The 15,344-nt window shown below is 44.3% G+C and carries 12 protein-coding genes; 7 read left to right on the top strand and 5 right to left on the bottom strand.

The genetic code is table 11. From position 1 onward, the window contains the following. Positions 1–65: 65 nt before the first annotated feature. Together F3J22_RS02780 and recQ are read right to left on the bottom strand one after the other, a co-directional pair. Complete coding sequence (locus F3J22_RS02780; RefSeq protein WP_167014063.1) at positions 66–833, bottom strand: DUF3050 domain-containing protein; 768 nt, start codon at positions 831–833, stop codon at positions 66–68. Positions 834–873: 40 nt separating this feature from the next. Next, the gene (recQ, locus tag F3J22_RS02775; protein ID WP_167014061.1) at positions 874–3,075 is read right to left on the bottom strand and encodes a DNA helicase RecQ; all 2,202 of its coding nucleotides are present in this window, start codon (positions 3,073–3,075) and stop codon (positions 874–876) included. A 162-nt stretch (positions 3,076–3,237) separates the two neighbouring features. Here recQ and F3J22_RS02770 point away from each other — a divergent pair, with 162 nt between their 5' ends. From F3J22_RS02770 to F3J22_RS02760, 3 genes are read left to right on the top strand one after another with little or no spacing between them, the layout of a single operon-like run. Further along, positions 3,238–4,212 carry an SIS domain-containing protein gene (locus F3J22_RS02770; RefSeq protein ID WP_167014059.1) on the top strand — a complete coding sequence of 325 codons (975 nt, stop codon included), beginning with the start codon at positions 3,238–3,240 and terminating at the stop codon, positions 4,210–4,212. 1 nt (position 4,213) lies between these two features. Beyond that, a complete protein-coding gene (locus F3J22_RS02765) occupies positions 4,214–5,305 on the top strand; it encodes a mannose-1-phosphate guanylyltransferase (RefSeq protein ID WP_167014057.1) in 1,092 nt (363 codons plus the stop codon). A gap of 16 nt (positions 5,306–5,321) precedes the next feature. Continuing rightward, positions 5,322–6,455, top strand: a complete 1,134-nt coding sequence (locus tag F3J22_RS02760) for a methionine aminotransferase (RefSeq protein ID WP_240154988.1) — start codon at positions 5,322–5,324, stop codon at positions 6,453–6,455. Between the two features lie 214 nt (positions 6,456–6,669). On the opposite strand, the gene F3J22_RS02755 is transcribed toward F3J22_RS02760, so the two are convergent. From F3J22_RS02755 to F3J22_RS02745, 3 genes are all read right to left on the bottom strand, one after another. Then, positions 6,670–7,416 carry a carbonic anhydrase family protein gene (locus tag F3J22_RS02755; RefSeq protein ID WP_304487935.1) on the bottom strand — a complete coding sequence of 249 codons (747 nt, stop codon included), beginning with the start codon at positions 7,414–7,416 and terminating at the stop codon, positions 6,670–6,672. Between the two features lie 9 nt (positions 7,417–7,425). After that, on the bottom strand, positions 7,426–9,060 hold the full coding sequence (locus F3J22_RS02750; RefSeq protein ID WP_167014053.1) for a SulP family inorganic anion transporter: 1,635 nt from the start codon (positions 9,058–9,060) through the stop codon (positions 7,426–7,428). Between the two features lie 253 nt (positions 9,061–9,313). After that, positions 9,314–9,607, bottom strand: a complete 294-nt coding sequence (locus F3J22_RS02745; RefSeq protein WP_167014051.1) for a hypothetical protein — start codon at positions 9,605–9,607, stop codon at positions 9,314–9,316. 331 nt (positions 9,608–9,938) lie between these two features. Between F3J22_RS02745 and F3J22_RS02740 the strand changes: the two genes are divergently transcribed. The 4 genes from F3J22_RS02740 to F3J22_RS02725 all read left to right on the top strand — a co-directional run bounded on the left by F3J22_RS02740 (position 9,939) and on the right by F3J22_RS02725 (position 15,314). Further along, a complete protein-coding gene (locus tag F3J22_RS02740; RefSeq protein ID WP_167014049.1) occupies positions 9,939–10,277 on the top strand; it encodes a PadR family transcriptional regulator in 339 nt (112 codons plus the stop codon). 35 nt (positions 10,278–10,312) lie between these two features. Continuing rightward, positions 10,313–12,022, top strand: a complete 1,710-nt coding sequence (locus F3J22_RS02735; protein ID WP_167014047.1) for a PspC domain-containing protein — start codon at positions 10,313–10,315, stop codon at positions 12,020–12,022. 179 nt (positions 12,023–12,201) lie between these two features. Continuing rightward, positions 12,202–14,334: a ferrous iron transport protein B gene (feoB, locus tag F3J22_RS02730; RefSeq protein ID WP_167014045.1), complete on the top strand. Its 2,133-nt coding sequence runs from the start codon at positions 12,202–12,204 to the stop codon at positions 14,332–14,334. A gap of 65 nt (positions 14,335–14,399) precedes the next feature. After that, positions 14,400–15,314, top strand: a complete 915-nt coding sequence (locus tag F3J22_RS02725; protein ID WP_167014043.1) for a M20/M25/M40 family metallo-hydrolase — start codon at positions 14,400–14,402, stop codon at positions 15,312–15,314. Positions 15,315–15,344 lie beyond the last annotated feature (30 nt).

Raw genomic sequence — 15,344 nt, 5'->3', positions numbered from 1 at the left:
GTCTCGTGTGATGGGATTGCAAAAGTACATAAACTTTTGAATTCACAAAATTTTTTTTCAGTTTTTTATAAAAAAACTTTTTCGTTGAGGATGGCAGACCAGAGCTCATGTCTCCAAACCAGCGACTGGCGGGCATATTCAGCCGCTTCGTCCCATTTGTTTTTATCATCACCACAGAGCTCCTGTACCATTTGCATGGCCAGTTGACTATGATGATCGCCATCTACTTCTATATGTCTTTCCAGATAATAAATGAAAGTCGTGAGCTTGCCAGGGAATTTTTTGTCCAGATCTTTTACTAAAGCATAGAACATATCCGGGATGAGGTCTTCTCTACCGAAAGTAAATACGGCTGCCATAATATGTGCCTTACCGGTGGCGATAACATCGAATGTAAATCCGAGGAAACCTTTCACCGCTTCAGGAAGATCCGCCTGCTGAATAATATTCTTTACCGCCGTTCCTTTTTGTGCTTCCTTTATGATATGTTGAATAGCTGTAGTATCTGCGCCGGCCTGCAGCATTGCCTTTTCGTAAAGCTCGAAATGGCTGCAGCGATCGCCGTTCATATCTACATCACTCTCCTCGCCGGTAACAATTTCATTGATAAGGTACCTGGTAGCAGCACTGCCTTTAGGTATCCATGGAACGTTTACACAAGTCAGCTGCTGTTGCAGTCCTTTTAATAAAGACATGAAATCCCAAACGGCATATACATGGTACTTCATAAAAGTACGTACATCATCCAGCGATTGTAATTCGGCGTATAACGGGTGTGCAACTACCTGTTCTCTGGCAGGAGCAATGGTTTCCTGTATCTTTTTGACACTCATAAAATCTTATTATGATCACATGCTAATCCGGGAAATGGTATTAGTTACCGTATACCACCAGGAATTTAATTCTCATCAGTTTCAGCTGTTCCAGTGAATAATCACTATCGATCAGCTCTTCGCGTGCAAGTGCGAGACTGGAAGTTTCGCAGCCTTTGAAATACTCCATGATCTCATCCTGAGCGTAGTCGTCCAGTTCTTCATCCAGACAATAATCCACGTTCAGTTTGGTACCACTGGCTACGATGGTTTCCATTTCATCGAGCAGTTTGGCAATGGTGAGTTCCTTGTTTTTAGCGATGGTTTCCAGCGGTATTTTTTTATCAATGTTCTGAATGATAAATACTTTCAGGCCGCTTTTATTCACAACGCTTTTCATCACGAAATCATCCGGTTTGGTGATATCATTTTCTTCCACAAATTTGGAGATGACATCCACAAACTGTTTACCATAGCGTACAGCCTTACCTTTGCTCACGCCCTGGATTTTCTCCAGTTCCTGAACGGTAGTAGGGTATTGTGTTGCCATGTCTTCCAGGGAAGTTTCCAGGAAGATGACAAACGGAGGCAGATTTCTTTCTTTAGAAACTTTTTTGCGTAGTTCTTTCAGCATTTCAAAGAGTGCCGGATCTGCAGAAGCGTGTGCCGCAGCAGCAGCTTCTTCTTCATCATCACCACTCTCATCATCAAACTGGTGGTTGAGTGCCACCATGATAGAATAAGGCTTTTTCAGGAATTTGGTTCCTTTCTCTGTTACTTTCAACAGGCCATATTCTTCAATATCTTTATCTATCAAACCTTCCAGCATCATCTGACGCAGGAGGGAATTCCAGAAGTGTGCATCAAATTCTTTTCCTTCACCGAATACTTCCAGCTGATCATGACGGTAAGTCGCGATCTGCGGGCCGGTTTTACCGGTAATGATATTGACTACGTATTCGCTGCCGAAGCGTTCTTCCAGTGCACGGATTGCTTTTAAGGCAATTACCACACGGTTTTTCACTTCGATTTTTTCTTTAGGATTACGGCAGTTATCACATTGTCCACAATCCTCGGTTTCATAATTCTCACCGAAGTAGTGGAGGATCACCTTACGGCGGCAAACAGCACTTTCGGCATATGCCACGGTTTCATTGATCAGTTGTGCACCCATTTCACGCTCAGACAGTGGTTTATCACGCATGAGGTGTTCGAGTTTCTGCACATCTTTATGAGAATAGAAACATACGCAGATACCTTCGAGTCCGTCGCGGCCGGCACGACCGGTTTCCTGGTAGTAGTTCTCCAGGCTCTTAGGGATATTATAGTGAATAACAAAGCGAACGTCCGGTTTGTCGATACCCATACCGAAGGCAATGGTAGCAACGATTACTTCCACATCTTCGTGCAGGAACATATCCTGGCGTTGTGCCCTGGTAGCAGGATCGAGTCCGGCATGGTAAGCAACCGCCTTGATATTGTTAGCCACCAGCATATCGGCCAATTCTTCGGTTGTCTTACGGTTGAGCGTATAGATGATACCACTTTTGCCTTTATGTGAATGGATAAATTTTACGATATCCTTGATGGTCTGATCTTTCTTACGCTTCTGCCTGATTTCATAATACAGGTTAGGGCGGTTAAAAGATGATATGAAGATATTAGGATCGTTCAGCGCGAGGTTTTTCACGATATCGCTCTGCACTTTCGGTGTAGCAGTAGCTGTCAGCGCGATGATCGGTAATTTATCACTGATTTGCTCAATCATTTCTTTCAGACGGCGATATTCCGGTCTGAAGTCATGACCCCACTCAGAAATACAGTGTGCTTCATCTACAGCGATGAAGGAGATCTCGAGATCTCTGAAAAATTCAAGATTTTCCTGTTTTGTCAGTGTTTCAGGAGCTACGTATAGCATCTTGGTTTTACCGGAAAGCAGGTCTGTGCGCACTTTTTTAATTTGCGCTTTTGAGAGGGTTGAATTTAAAAAGTGAGCCACATTGTCCTTACTGCTATAACCACGTACCAGGTCAACCTGGTTTTTCATTAAAGCGATAAGGGGAGAAACAATGAGTGCACAGCCAGGACTCATGAGAGCGGGGAGTTGGTAGCATAGTGACTTACCTCCACCAGTTGGCATAATTACAAAAGTATCTTTGCCTGACAGGATGCTTTTAATAATAATCTCCTGATTTCCTTTAAAGGAATCGAACCCGAAATGTTCGCGTAATGCATCCATCAAACTTTCCTTAACAACAGCCATTGCATTTCATTTTATACGGTAAACTCTAAAGAACTAACAAATAGCAAATTTAGTTTATATGTTTTTTAGGGGACACGAAGTTACTTAAAAAAGTGCGGAGTGGCAATATTAATTAAGGAAGTTCGGGGGCTGATTAAAAATGATTAAATTTGTTCCATCGTCATGAAAGGGAATCAAACCATCAATATAGGACAGGTAGCCAAACGCACAATAGCAATGGAAGCGACAGCAATCAATGATTTGCAGCAATTTATAGATGCAGATTTTGAGAAGGTTGTTGAACTGATCGCTACTGCTGAGGGAAGGCTGGTTGTTACAGGAATCGGTAAAAGTGCCATTATCGCACAAAAAATAGTTGCTACGCTCAATTCTACCGGTACGCCGGCTTTATTTATGCACGCAGCTGATGCCATTCACGGTGATCTGGGAATGATCCGTCAGGATGATATTGTGATGTGTATCTCCAAAAGTGGTACTTCTGCTGAAATAAAAGTTCTCGTTCCACTGGTGAAAAACTTTGGGAATACACTGGTAGCCATGGTTGGCAATACCAGCTCCTTCCTTGCTGCTGAAGCAGATTATATTCTGAACACCACTGTCAGCCAGGAAGCATGTCCTAACAATCTTGCCCCTACTACCAGCACCACCGCACAGTTAGCAATGGGAGATGCACTCGCCGTTTGCCTTATCGAATGGCATGGTTTTACAGCTGCTGACTTCGCTAAATTCCACCCGGGCGGCGCACTAGGTAAGAAATTATACCTAAAGGTACAAGACCTCAGTAAATTGCATGAAGCTCCTAAGGTACTGACAAGCAGTTCTTTAAGAGATGTGATCGTAGAAATCTCCTCGAAAATGTTAGGTGTGACTGCTGTACTGGATGAGAACGGTATACTGCAGGGTATTATCACAGATGGAGACCTGCGCAGAATGCTCGAGAAAAATGTTCCAACGGCAACCATTACAGCCACGGATATCATGTCTCTCCATCCCAGAACTATTCAACAGGATGAACTGGCCATTAATGCACTCGAAATGATGCGCAAAAATGATATTACACAGCTCCTGGTGATGGATGATACGAGATATGCCGGCATTATTCATTTACATGATTTAATAAGAGAAGGAATTATATAAAATGACACAACTTAATAACCATTTTTATGTGGCAATTATGGCTGGCGGTATCGGCAGCCGCTTCTGGCCGCATAGCAGAACAGATAATCCAAAACAATTCCTGGATATTCTGAATACCGGCAAAACCCTATTACAGTGGACCTATGAGCGATTTGCCCAGTTTATTCCAAAAGATAATATTTTCGTTGTTACCCATCACCAGTATACGGATAAAGTGGCCGACCAATTACCGGAACTTCCGCTGGCGAATATTGTAAGTGAACCTTCCAGGAAAAATACAGCGCCATGTGTCGCTTATATTTCTCACAAAATAAATAAACAGGACCCGAAGGCTAACATCATCTGTGCGCCGGCGGATCACCTGATCCTCGATGGTACCGCATTTACAAATGCATGTCTGAATGCACTGCTCTTTGTACAAAAACATAGCGCCCTGCTGACATTAGGCATCAAGCCTACCCGCCCCGACACCGGCTATGGCTACATTCAGTTCGAACCACAACATGTTGCAGATAACGTTTACCAGGTAAAAACATTTACCGAAAAACCTAACCTGGAACTGGCGAAAACCTTTATCCAAAGTGGCGACTTCCTCTGGAACGCCGGCATCTTTGTATGGAATGTTCAAACCATTATGACGGCACTAAAAAAATACCTGCCCGAAGTGGATGAACTGTTTGAATTGAGTACGCCTGCATTGAATACACCTGCAGAGAAAGAAGCAATAGAAAAAGTATATCCGCAATGTACCAACATATCCATCGATTATGGTATCATGGAAAAAGCGGATAACGTGTACGTTATTCCTTCCAACTTTGGTTGGAGCGACCTCGGCACATGGGCTTCCGCGTATGAAAATATCGAGAAGGATTACCTGGGAAATGCTGTTCAGGGAAAAAATGTAGTGGTAATCGATGCTACCAAATGTATGGTTAAGGCTCCTAACGAAAAACTCGTTCTCCTCCAGGGACTGGATGAAATGATCGTAATCGATACGCCCGACGTTCTCCTGATCGCTAAAAAAGATCATGAGCAGCAAATCAAGGATTACGTTTCAGAAATCAAACGAAACAAAGGCGAAAAGTTCTTATAATTCTATATACGATCTCATGTCAAAACTGCCTAATGTTGGCACTACCATTTTTTCTGTCATGTCAGCACTGGCTGCAGAAAACAAAGCCATAAATCTTTCGCAGGGTTTCCCTGACTATGATTGCAGTGATGAGTTGAAATCGATGGTGAATGAGGCCATGCAACAGGGGCATAACCAATATGCACCAATGCCGGGTCTCCTGCAGCTTCGAAGTGCAATAGCCACAAAAATAGCAGGTCTCTATCAACAGAACATAGACCCGGAATCCGAAATAACCATTACTCCTGGTGGCACCTACGCCATATTCACCGCTATTGCAACGTATATACGTCCGGGTGATGAAGTAATTGTATTTGAACCTGCTTACGACAGCTATATCCCCAATATTCTCGTAAACGGTGGTACACCGGTACTGATCTCATTATCTTTCCCGGAATATCGTATCAACTGGCAGGAAGTGCGTAACAAAATTACGCCCCGCACGAGGATGATCATGATAAATACACCACATAATCCTACAGGTAGTATTTTACAGGAAGATGATATCCGTGAGCTGGAAAAGATTGTGGCAGAATTTGATCTGCTGGTATTGTCTGATGAAGTATACGAGCATCTTGTATTTGATGGACAACAACATCACAGCATACTCAGATATCCGAATATTTTCAAAAACAGTTTTGTTACTTTTTCATTTGGAAAAGTATTCCACAATACCGGCTGGAAAATGGGTTACTGTATCGCACCCAAACACCTGACACAGGAATACAGAAAAGTACATCAGTACCTTTGCTTCTCTGTGAATACACCAATGCAGTATGGCCTGGCTAAATTCCTGGAAACACCGTCCCATTACCTGGAGCTGCCGGCTTTTTACCAGCAAAAACGTGATTATTTCCTGGAACTGATGCGGGGTACTAAATTTACACCGTTATCCACCAAAGGCAGCTATTTCCAGCTGATGCAGTACGACCGTATTTCTGATGAAGGTGATAAGGATTTTGCGATCAGACTGACGAAAGAGTTTGGCGTAGCAGCGATCCCGGTTTCCGCCTTCTATGATAAGGGTAAAGATGACCATGTGGTGCGTTTCTGCTTTGCAAAAAAGGACGAAACATTGGAGCGGGCTGCAGAACGACTGGCTAAAATATAGGCATCTGCCTGAAAACTGATTATAAATAAGAAAGCGTCTCCACACAAGTGGGGACGCTTTTCATTTACATAAAACTACAACTAAACAACAGTAATAAAGAACGGCTGTTAACAGCTACCCGGCAATCACCCCTAAATCGATTGCCAGGCGGGCGCTGTTAACGCCGTTCCGATTTAACACAGACATTCCCTTTTCTTAATAAAAGGCTCTTATATTAAACTGCCAGGGCAGTCGCATTTTCAGTGATTCCTTCCAGGATCAGCGTATGGTCCATAAAAGCAACAACACCGGTTTCTACATCATAGCTGGCGCCGATGATACCGATTTCTCCCTTCAGGATCATATCACGGAGAATAACACTCTGGTCCATAATGGCTTGTACAGAACGTTCTACGTGAATTCTGGATACCGCTTCCACAAATTCAGGGTTATGTGAATTTCTATCTTCCTTAACGGTTTTTTCCGCATACACTGCCGGGGTGATTTTTCCGAGGAGGGCCGTCAGGTTGCCGAGTTCTACGGCATCACATGCACCCTTGATCGCACCGCATTTGCTATGACCCAGTACCACAATGAATTTGGAACCAGCCACTTTACAAGCGTACTCCAGGCTACCCAATACGTTTTCGGAAATAACGTTTCCGGCTAAACGAATACTGAATATGTCTCCCAGGCCCTGATCAAAGATCAGCTCAGCAGAGGTGCGGGAATCCATACAGCTGACAATGGCCGCCATTGGCCATTGTCCGTTGGAGGTGTCATTCACCATCTGTAACAGGTTGCGGTTTATGCGTAAATTCTCGACGAAGCGGACATTGCCCGCTTTCAGTAAGTCGAGGGCTTGTTTTGGTGTAATGTTAGCTTGAGCAATTTTATCGAGTGTTTTCATTTTTTCTTCTTTTAGATGTTTAAATAATTGTCCGATAAGGAGCATGGTTTCCGTGTTTTCTCCTATCATCATTATGCCTCTTTAATTCAATTGTAATTCTTTAAGCAGATCATTGTGTGTGCCAGAGGCAATCGTGTGTACATGTCCGTTAGTCATCTTCACTTGTTGATCTGCTGATAAGTTTGGGGTGTTCTGGATATTATATACATCCTTGAAACCCGTTAGTACTACAGAGATATTTTTCTGTTGTGCTTTTATTTCCTTGAATTCGCGGATGGTCTGCAATACATCGAAATCTATATAGGCCGTTTTGGTAGCGTCTATGATAACAGTTGTATTTGCAGGCAGATGGTCCAGCGTAAGCAGGATGCTGGCTTTGTTCAGGAAAGAAACTTCCTGTGCCAGTTCCAGGCGGATGCTGTCGCCATGCTGATATTTCTCTTTGCGAAAGAAGTAAGAGCTTTTCATGTTTCCTCTGAGGATCGCGATGACACTCACAGCCATACCGATACCGATACCGATCAGCAGGTCAGTAAAAACAATAGCTACTACTGTTGCCACAAAAGGCACCCACTGGTACTTTCCATTTTTGAACATCTCTTTAAAGATGGAGATCTTACAGAGTTTATAACCGGTTACCAGCAGTACAGCCGCCAGGGTAGCCAGTGGTATCATATTCAGAAACGGTGCGATCAGTGCGGTACATACCAGCAGTAATATACCATGTGACATGGAGGCCAGCTTGGTGCGGCCACCGGCGTTGATGTTGGCGCTGGACCTTACAATTACAGAGGTAATCGGTAAGCCGCCGATCAGTCCGCTGATAATGTTACCAATACCTTGTGCTTTGAGCTCTCTGTTGGGAGAGGTGTGGCGTTTCAGCGGATCGAGCTTGTCTGTTGCCTCTACGTTGAGCAATGTTTCCACGGAGGCCACGATAGCTACCGTAATGGCTACCAGCCACACTTCCTTGTTGGCAATAGCACTGAAACGAGGTAAGGTAAACTGGCCGAGGAAATCATCGATGCTGCCGGGTACCGGCAAACTCACCAGGTGATTGGCACCCAGGGCCAGCACGGCACTACCGGAGAAAGCCTTGTTCAGGATGATTCCTGCAATAACTGCCACCAGTGGCGCCGGCACTACGCTGACTTTGGGTATTTTGCTCCAATACAGAATAATTAATACAGATATACAGGTTATAATGGTAGCCCCCAGGCTGATATGGTTAAAGGCTGCAAAGAGTGTGTGCTCTGCATCAATGAACGCATATGCGTTGTCGCTGCTTTTGTCATACCCAAAGGCATAAGGCAGCTGCTTCATGATGATGATGATACCAATGGCTGTCAACATTCCCGTAATAACGTTGGACGGGAAATAGTTGGCTACGGTGCCGGCCTTTACAAGACCGAACACCAGCTGAATGGCTCCTGCAATGACTACTGCCAGCAGAAATACGTCGAATGCGCCCAGCTTGGTAATGGCGGTTAATACCACGGCGGTGAGTCCGGCGGCAGGGCCGCTGACACTCAGCTGTGATCCGCTGAAGAATCCTATTACGATACCGCCAATAATACCGGCAATCATGCCGGCAAAGAGTGGCGCGCCGGAGGCCAGGGCAATACCTAAACACAACGGCACAGCAATGAGGAAAACTACAAGACCGGCGGATAAGTCGCCTTTTATGTTCGAAAAGATGGATGTCTGTTTGTTCATGGCAATAAGATTTTCCAGATGAAGGATCAGACTCCCGGATCGACAGCACACAACGATGCCGCAACCGTGGAAGTATTAAACCCACCAGATTAAAGAGCTACAGAAACGGACATGCACAACGTATCTGATACCGGTATTGACAATACCACAGTAATAGACACACGATGATCCGCGCGTAGCGACAAATAAAGCGTTAAATAAAAATGTAATAATTAGAGGTGCCGTACTGCTTCGCAGTCAGCGTACTATGTAATCAGGCCATGAAGATGTTTGGAGGGGGGCAGTGTATTTCCTGGGCAGGACTGTTAGGAATATCTTCGTTGGATAAAAAACGGACGGTGTTCAATTCTAAAAGCGGACTAAGTTTTAATAACTCGTCCGACCAATTGCAGAACTTTAACTCCTTTGCAATCTTAATATGATCACCTCCTTCTACCGGATGTTCTTCGACAATCTGATTATTGAACAGGATCTTTCCAACCTCTTTTATAGGAAGAAGTTGAGACACCATGAGTGCCAACAGAAATATGCCGATCGCTCTTTTCATATAATTAGCCGTCATCACAAAAATAACTGAGGAAAATGATAATTATCATGCATGCCAATTAAAAAAATGTTAAAGCGCTTTAACAATAGCTTATCCTTGTTTTTTACCGTTCATCCATAATATTCTTATTATAAATAGATTATATAAGTTGGTGTAAGTTCTTATAAATGTTGATGTTGCAACATCAATTGAGGTAATATTCAAAGCAAGTTATTTTGCTTTATATGGTATTGTGTATTGCATAGTAGTAAATTTCTTCCTACATTTGTATTGTTAGGTTGAGAATAAGGTTTCAACCAACCACCATTAAGATAACAAAAGCTCACTTGCCATGAACATTGATAACACACAATCGCAGATGAGGAAGGGGGTACTGGAATTCTGTATCCTCTCTATCATCAAGCAAGGAGAAGCTTACCCTTCAGACATCATTGAGAAGATGAAAGAGGCGAAACTGGACATCCTGGAGGGCACACTTTATCCTTTATTGACCAGATTAAAAAATGCAGAATTGCTTACCTACCGCTGGGTAGAAAGTAGTTCAGGACCACCCCGCAAATATTTTTCCATGACCGAAAAAGGAGAACTCTTCTATAAGGAACTGGAAGCAACCTGGAACGAACTGGCTAATGCGGTACATCAGCTGACTCAAAATAGTAGTAACATCTAATCACGCCTTTTACCTAAAACCCAAAATCACATAAAATGAAAAAGATTATCAACATAAATCTGTCAGGCAGGTTGATCCCAATTGAGGACAGCGCCTACGAGGTGCTTCGCCAGTACCTGGACAGCCTTAAAAGATACTTCGCAAGGGAGGAAGGTGGTGATGAAATTGTCACAGATATTGAATCCCGTATCGCTGAAGTATTTCAGGATAGACTGAAAAATGGTGCACATTGTATCACAGACGCAGACGTGGAAGCGGTGAAACTCTCCATGGGTACACCTGAGCAGTTCGACGAGGCAGCGCCTAAAGATCAGCAACAACAACAGAAATCCAATAACGATACCTTCGAACCACGCCCGCGTAAACGCTTTTACCGCGACCCGGACAATAAAGTATTAAGTGGTGTTTGTGGTGGATTAGGTGCCTATTTCAACCTGGACCCGGTGATCTTCCGTGTAGTATTTGCACTGCTTGTACTTGGCTCCTTTGGTGCTGCGGCTGTAGTGTATGTTATCCTCTGGATTGCAACACCTTATGCTGAAACCGCCGCTGAAAAGCTGGAAATGAGAGGGGAGAAGGTAGATCTGAATAATATCAAGAATACCGTACAGGAAGAAATCAATAGCTTAAAAGGCCAGTTTAAAAATGCCGGAAATGATATCCGAAATTTTTCTCAGGGCCGCGGAAAACAAATAGGTAGCGATTTTGAACGCTTCTTCCTGGGATTGGCAAGAGGTTTAGGTAAAGTAATCACTGCTATCAGCAAGAGCTTCTTTATCTTCTTTGCCATCGTATTACTGTTCGTTCTGGTGGTATTGGGCATTGTGCTCACCATGTATTCTGCGGCCATAATTCCGTTCCAGTCACTCGCATTCTCCAGCGGAAGCCAGACGGTTATGTTCTGGGCAGCCACCGGCCTCCTCATCGGTATCCCGGTACTGGCACTGGTCATCTTCCTGATCCGCGTAGCTACCGGCTCCAGACTGTCTGTACGCTATGTAACGCCTACGCTGACTTTCCTCTGGATTCTTGGTCTGGTGTTCGCCATTATTGTGGCAGGACAGTTGGGCAGAGAAACCCGCAGAAGCTCTACCACCGTTGAAAATGTGGCCATTACACAGCCCAAAGCTGGTAAGCTGTACCTGAAAGCAGGGCCAAGATTATCCATCCTGGATAATAATGATGATATCGACTTTGGTGATTGGATGGAAGATTTCAACGCGACAGATACCATGCTTATTCCTGATGTACGCCTGAGAATCAGCCAGAGCCCGGATAACGACTTCCATCTGAAACTGGTACGTTTTGCAAAAGGTCGCAACCCGGGCGATGCACAGAACAATGCAAGTGCTATCATTTACAGTATCGCACAGAAAGATTCTGTAATAGTACTGCCATTGGGCTTCGGTATCACCAAAAATACCAGGTACCGCCTGCAACGCCTCATTGTAAACGTAGAAGTTCCGAAAGGCAAACACCTGGATGTAGAAGAAAATATCTATAACAGCCTTAGTCCTGATACTTACAATTATGTAGTGGGTGATAACTTCGATTTCGACGGTTTTGGTGATTTCCGGTTCAGACATCACCGCCGCCACTACAGAATGGAGTCTACCAGCGATGGCCTTCAATTACAGGAGGATACGAGCGTTAAGTCACACGACGATACCTCCCGCGTGAAAATTGATGTTAACAACAGGAACGCAAAAGATTCTGCAGAAAGCCAATACCGTTATCACGGTTAATGCCGAAATATAAAAAGTGTTAAAATTAAATATATGTAAGACTCTGGTTTATACCAGGGTCTTTTTATTTATGTTAATACCTGCTTTTTTCCCGATTGGATCATTCCGCCTGTTTTATTATATGTAACTTTGCGGCTTCGGCAATTATCTCAAACTATAATTAACAGGACAGGTAAGGAATGCAGGCACCATTAAATATTGCGTTGGTAGGAAATCCGAATAGTGGAAAAAGCTCCCTTTTTAATGCACTTACAGGCTTAAACCAGAAGGTTAGTAACTTTCCTGGTGTAACCGTTGATAAAAAAACGGGTAGTGCTACTATTGCACCCGGACTTTCGGCCAATGTGATCGACCTGCCTGGAACCTACAGCCTGTACCCTAAAAGTGCGGACGAATACGTGACCTATGATGTGCTCATCAACGTAAATGCATCCGAAGCACCAGACCTGGTAATTATTGTAGCCGATGCCTCCAACCTGAAACGTAATCTCCTTTTCTGCTCCCAGATCATCGATCTGAAAATGCCGGTTATCATCGCACTGACGATGATGGACATCGCCCGCAAAAAGGGTGTGGAAATCGACCTGGATGGACTGGAAAGAGAACTGGGTGTGCCGGTAGTAGCCATTAACCCCAGAAAAAACAAAGGGTTGGCAGACCTCAAGAAAATCATCGAGCAGTCAGAAAAAGGAAAATATGCTGTTCCTGCCCGTGATTTTATAGATAATCTGAATCTGGCAAAAGCTGCGATAGAAGATGTGAAGAAATTTACGCTTTGCAGAAGTGATTACGCTGCCTTACACGTGGCCGTTAACAGCGATGAGCTGAGCTTCCTGAACGATGGTCAGAAATCGGCCATCAAACAGGCACTGAAGGAAAGCCAGTTCAATAAAACAAAAGTTCAGGCGGAAGAGATTATGCAAAGGTACGCCCGTATCAAGCAAATCATGAAATCTACCGTAGTAGAAGCAGACCCGCTGCAGAAACAATTACGCTCTGAAAAAATCGATGACTTATTACTCCACCGCTTCTGGGGATATGTAATCCTGCTGGTGGTGATGTTCCTGCTTTTCCAGAGCATCTTCTGGCTGGCCAGTTATCCAATGGGCTGGATAGAAGGAATGTTCAGCGGTTTAAGCGGATGGCTCGGTGGCATACTGCCGGATAATAAAGTCACAGATGTATTCATCAATGGTATACTGGCCGGGGTGAGCGGATTTGCTGTATTTGTACCGCAGATCGCCATTCTTTTCGGATTGATCACCGTATTGGAAGATACCGGCTATATGGCGCGTATCAGCTTCCTGACAGACAGATTAATGCGTCAGGTGGGACTCAACGGTAAATCAGTCATGCCACTGATCAGCGGTGTAGCCTGTGCCGTGCCGGCAATCATGGCTACACGTACCATCGAAAACAAGAAAGAAAGACTGATAACCATACTGGTAACGCCGCTGATGAGCTGCTCCGCCAGGTTACCCATTTATACCATGATGATCGCCCTGGTAGTACCGGATAAGCGCATCTTTGGATTCCTGGGCCTGCAGGGACTTGCCATGATGGCTTTATACCTGCTGGGTTTCTTTATGGCCATTCTCATTGCGGCCCTGATGAAACTGTTTGTGCGCATTAAAGAGAAGAGTTATTTCATCATGGAACTGCCTGTATACAGGGCGCCACGCTGGAAGAACGTAGGTATCACCATGCTGGAGAAATCCAAGATCTTCATTACCGATGCCGGTAAAGTAATTGTGGTGATCTCCGTTATTCTCTGGTTCCTGGCTTCCTATGGCCCGGCAAAACGAATGGACCCTGTTCACCAGAAATATGAACAATTGATGGCTGCCGCTACGCCTGATTCTCCGGCGTCAGACAGTCTGAAACATGCATTCCAGTCAGAAAAGCTTTCCAACTCTTACGCAGGGATTCTTGGCCATGCGATTGAGCCGGCCATCAAGCCGCTGGGCTTTGACTGGAAAATCGGTATTGCACTGATAACCTCCTTCGCTGCAAGAGAAGTATTCGTAGGAACAATGGCCACCCTCTACAGTGTGGGTGATAGTCCGGACGATAACCAATCCACACTCCGTGAAAAGATGGCTTCCGCAAAAAGGGCAGATGGTACGCCGATGTATACACTGGCAACAGGTATTGCGCTGATGCTGTTTTATGCTTTTGCCATGCAGTGTATGAGTACGATGGCGATTGTACGCAGAGAAACCAACTCATGGAAAATACCGATGATACAATTGGTATACATGACAACACTGGCTTACATCTGTAGCTTTATCGCCTATCAGCTGCTGAAATAATCCAACAAAATTCTAATCTCTCCCCACCCGAAATAACTTGTACATTGCAGTAAATGTTATGTACTATGAAATGGATCTTATTTGCTGTGGGTATACTGTTTTTAGTGCCTGGAAAGGCGCAGGAAAAAGTAGATTCCATCCGGCTGATGAAGGATATCAGTACGCTTTCCTCTGACGCCTACCAGGGCCGTCGTGTAGGCACTGCCGGTAGCAGGATGGCGCAGTTTTATATCATTAAGCGCTTTCAGGAAATAGGACTTTCAGGATATCATAGTACCTACGAATACCCGTTTTACTTCGACCTTGGTGGAAAGAATATCATGGGTACCAACCTGTATGGGTATATCCCTGGTACATCTGCAACAGCAGACGAAGAAGCATATGTAATCTCCGCACACTATGATCATCTGGGGATCGCAAAAGATAAAAATGGCCAGGACAGCATTTATAACGGTGCAGATGATAATGCCTCCGGTGTGGGCGGATTGCTCGCCATCGCCAAATACTTCAAAACACATCCACCAAAACATACCATGATTTTCCTGGCAGCAGATGCAGAGGAAGAGGGCTTAAAAGGTGCACAGGAATTTGTAAAACGCCCACCAGTAAAGCGTATTCTGATGGATTTTAATATGGATATGATCGCCCATAATGATAAAAATGAACTATACGTATGTGGAGTGAAAGTGCAGCCCTTTCTGAAACAGGTGGTAGATGCAGCTGCTAAGAAAGCCACTGTTAACCTGATACAGGGCCATGACGATCCTGATGGGCCTGCTGCCGATAACTGGATTAAACAAAGCGATCAGGGTGCTTTTTATGAGCAGAAAATTCCGTTTTTATATTTTGGGGTAGAAGATCATCCCGATTATCACCAGGTATCTGACGAATATGGACGGATAAATAACTCCTTCTATTACAGATCAGTAAATACAATCCTGGAGGTAATAAAACTCATAGATGTCTCGCAAAAAGACTAAAACAGAAAAGGTCTCTACTCAGTAGAGACC

This window comes from Chitinophaga sp. Cy-1792 (genome assembly GCF_011752935.1).
Lineage (GTDB): Bacteria > Bacteroidota > Bacteroidia > Chitinophagales > Chitinophagaceae > Chitinophaga.
The sequence above is the reverse complement of the archived record's forward strand: the minus strand, read 5'-3'. Positions and strand labels throughout refer to the sequence as shown.

Coding starts and splice junctions, on each gene's coding strand:
- F3J22_RS02780 (WP_167014063.1), bottom strand. CDS start 833: ATGAGTGTCAAAAAGATACAGGAAACCATTGCTCCTGCCAGAGAACAG.
- recQ (WP_167014061.1), bottom strand. CDS start 3,075: ATGGCTGTTGTTAAGGAAAGTTTGATGGATGCATTACGCGAACATTTC.
- F3J22_RS02770 (WP_167014059.1), top strand. CDS start 3,238: ATGAAAGGGAATCAAACCATCAATATAGGACAGGTAGCCAAACGCACA.
- F3J22_RS02765 (WP_167014057.1), top strand. CDS start 4,214: ATGACACAACTTAATAACCATTTTTATGTGGCAATTATGGCTGGCGGT.
- F3J22_RS02760 (WP_240154988.1), top strand. CDS start 5,322: ATGTCAAAACTGCCTAATGTTGGCACTACCATTTTTTCTGTCATGTCA.
- F3J22_RS02755 (WP_304487935.1), bottom strand. CDS start 7,416: ATGATGATAGGAGAAAACACGGAAACCATGCTCCTTATCGGACAATTA.
- F3J22_RS02750 (WP_167014053.1), bottom strand. CDS start 9,060: ATGAACAAACAGACATCCATCTTTTCGAACATAAAAGGCGACTTATCC.
- F3J22_RS02745 (WP_167014051.1), bottom strand. CDS start 9,607: ATGAAAAGAGCGATCGGCATATTTCTGTTGGCACTCATGGTGTCTCAA.
- F3J22_RS02740 (WP_167014049.1), top strand. CDS start 9,939: ATGAACATTGATAACACACAATCGCAGATGAGGAAGGGGGTACTGGAA.
- F3J22_RS02735 (WP_167014047.1), top strand. CDS start 10,313: ATGAAAAAGATTATCAACATAAATCTGTCAGGCAGGTTGATCCCAATT.
- feoB (WP_167014045.1), top strand. CDS start 12,202: ATGCAGGCACCATTAAATATTGCGTTGGTAGGAAATCCGAATAGTGGA.
- F3J22_RS02725 (WP_167014043.1), top strand. CDS start 14,400: ATGAAATGGATCTTATTTGCTGTGGGTATACTGTTTTTAGTGCCTGGA.